General features: G+C 60.5%; 3 protein-coding genes. All 3 read left to right on the top strand.

The genetic code is table 11. The annotated features are described in order from the left end of the window. Positions 1 to 100 precede the first annotated feature (100 nt). The 3 genes from tnpA to tnpC are packed head-to-tail and all read left to right on the top strand — an operon-like array spanning position 101 to position 2,493. Positions 101 to 508 (top strand): IS66-like element accessory protein TnpA, encoded by a 408-nt coding sequence (tnpA, locus tag AABE10_RS36100; protein ID WP_342937824.1) that lies wholly within the window; start codon positions 101 to 103, stop codon positions 506 to 508. Further along, positions 505 to 852 (top strand): IS66 family insertion sequence element accessory protein TnpB, encoded by a 348-nt coding sequence (gene tnpB / locus AABE10_RS36095; RefSeq protein WP_342937823.1) that lies wholly within the window; start codon positions 505 to 507, stop codon positions 850 to 852. The genes tnpA and tnpB overlap by 4 nt, the downstream gene beginning before the upstream one ends. Positions 853 to 903: 51 nt before the next feature. Further along, positions 904 to 2,493, top strand: coding sequence for an IS66 family transposase (gene tnpC / locus AABE10_RS36090; RefSeq protein WP_342937822.1), 1,590 nt, complete (start codon positions 904 to 906; stop codon positions 2,491 to 2,493). Positions 2,494 to 2,548 lie beyond the last annotated feature (55 nt).

Below are 2,548 nucleotides of genomic sequence, written 5' to 3'. Positions count from 1 at the left end.
GTAAGCGTTCGATCTGTACCGTCGCCACGTTCCGCGTAGAAGATGCAATCATTGGCCGCAACGGGCACGAGTGACCGACAGTGTCCACAAACTGGGGAGAATGGACACAGTGTCTCAGACAGTCGAATTGCCGGCCCGGCGAGAGAACCGACGGCATCCATTGGAGTGGAAACGATCGGTTGTCGAGCAGACATTTGAACCAGGAGCCTCGGTCGCCCGGGTCGCTCGCGACAACAACGTCAACGCCAATCAGGTCTGGGCATGGCGCAAACTGTACGCGCAGGGCCTGCTGGTCCAAGATGCGCAGACGCAGGCCATGTTGCCTGTTGTTGTCGATGTCCAGTCCGATCGGACAGCGGATCATCTCCCGGATTCGACGAAGGTGCCTGCAGCGCCCGTCGCTACGGGTGGCAGCATTGTGCTTCAGCATGGCAATACTTCCGTCCAGATAGAAGGCACGCCTGACGCGACTATCTTGCGCCTGGTGCTCGAGCGGCTTCTCCGATGATTGGCTTGCCTGCAAACACACGGATCTGGATCGCTGCCGGCGTCACTGACATGCGATCCGGCTTCAATTCGCTCGCAGCGAAAGTGCAGACAGTGCTTGAGAAGGATCCATACGGCGGCCAGGTTTTTATCTTCAGGGGGCGCCGTGGTGACCTTATGAAGGCGTTGTACTGGAGCGATGGCGGCCTATGTCTGTTTGCAAAGCGCCTTGAGAAAGGACGTTTTGCATGGCCACGTGCGGACGCCGGCGTTGTGGCGCTGACCACGGCGCAACTCGCCCTCCTTCTCGAAGGGTTTGACTGGCGCGAGCCGATCGACGCGGCACGCCCGCGCAGCGCTTTGTAAACGTCTGTTACCCGATGATCCGCTCGCAGCAGATAGTCGTAAACTGTCGCAATGGATCTGACCGGTAGCGACCTGCCCGATGACATCGATGCGCTAAAGGCGCTGGTACTCGCGCATGCGGCGACGGCTCATGCAAACGCGCAGCGAGTCGTTGAATTGCAGGATCGGCTCAGCTCTCATGTAATCGAGATCGAACATCTGAAGCTGACGATCGCGAAGTTGCGTCGCATGCAGTTCGGTCGCAAGTCCGAGAAGCTGGAGCGTCAGATCGAACAGCTTGAATTGCGACTTGAAGACCTGCAGACCGACGAAGGCGTGGCCGCCCGCGCCGGCTCAGGCAATGCACAGCAACGACGCGAGCGCGCCTGTCGCAAGCCACTGCCCGAACATCTTGAACGCGAAGAGCGTGTGTACCGTCCCGCCGAAGAACAGTGTCCCGGGTGCGGTGGCACGCTCAAGCCATTGGGCGAAGACATATCCGAGCAGCTCGAATACGTGCGCGCGCACTTCCGTGTCATCCGCCATCACCGTCCCAAATTCGCGTGTTCGTGCTGCGACTGTATCGTCCAGTCTGCAGCGCCGAGTCGTCCGATTGACCGGGGCCTTCCTGGGCCTGCATTGCTCGCACACATCGCGACATCGAAGTTTGCCTATCACATCCCGCTCTACCGGCAATCTGTCATGTACGCGCGCGATGGCGTCGAGATTGAACCGGGCACCATGTGTCACTGGCTGGGTTGCCTGACATGGCTGCTCGACCCGCTTGTCGACGCAGTGCGCCGCTATGCGCTCGGTGGCACGAAGGTTCACGCCGACGACACGCCGCTGCCAGTGCTCGCGCCGGGCAATGGCAAGACGAAGACGGGGCGGCTCTGGGTATATGTGCGCGATGATCGGCCCAGTGGCTCGACTGAGGCTCCGGCAGTCTGGTTCGCATATACCCCGGATCGTCGAGGCGAACACCCGCAGCGGCATCTTGCCAGCTTCAAGGGCGTACTCCAGGCAGACGCGTTCGCCGGCTATGCGGACCTCTACACGGGCGGACAGATCCAGGAAGCGGCGTGCCTGGCACATGCACGTCGAAAACTGCACGATCTGCACGCTGTACGACCATCGTCGATCACCAGCGAAGCACTCGAGCGCATTGGCGCGCTCTATCGCATCGAGGAACACATTCGCGGCAAGCCCCCGGAAGAACGGTGGCAGGTTCGCCAGACGCAGGCGGTGCCGTTACTTGAGGACATGAAGCGGTGGTTCGAAGCAACGGTTCTCACTCTCTCCGCAAAATCCGACACCACCAAAGCGATTCAGTACTCCCTGAATCGCTGGCCTGCGCTGGTCTACTACTGCAGTGATGGTCGGGCGGAGATCGACAATCTGATCGCCGAGCGGGCGCTGCGCGGCGTCGCAATTGGAAGGCGGAATTATCTGTTTGCCGGCGCAGACTCAGGCGGCGAACGTGCTGCCGCGATCTACAGCCTCATTGGATCGGCACGCCTGAACGGGATTGATCCCGAAGCCTATCTGCACAACGTCATCGAGCGCATCGCGGATCACCCCGTCAACCGGATCGACGACCTGTTGCCTTGGAACGTCGCCCCTTTGCTGCCTCCCTCCGCGCGCATTGACCCCATTCGCTAACAGCACATCCCTCATCGGTCAATCTCGTGGGCAACGGTAATGATCGAGTGCTTAC

It is taken from the genome of Paraburkholderia diazotrophica (assembly GCF_038900755.1).
In the GTDB taxonomy this organism is placed as follows: Bacteria; Pseudomonadota; Gammaproteobacteria; order Burkholderiales; family Burkholderiaceae; genus Paraburkholderia; species Paraburkholderia diazotrophica_A.
The sequence above is the reverse complement of the archived record's forward strand: the minus strand, read 5'-3'. Positions and strand labels throughout refer to the sequence as shown.

Coding starts and splice junctions, on each gene's coding strand:
- tnpA (WP_342937824.1), top strand. CDS start 101: ATGGACACAGTGTCTCAGACAGTCGAATTGCCGGCCCGGCGAGAGAAC.
- tnpB (WP_342937823.1), top strand. CDS start 505: ATGATTGGCTTGCCTGCAAACACACGGATCTGGATCGCTGCCGGCGTC.
- tnpC (WP_342937822.1), top strand. CDS start 904: ATGGATCTGACCGGTAGCGACCTGCCCGATGACATCGATGCGCTAAAG.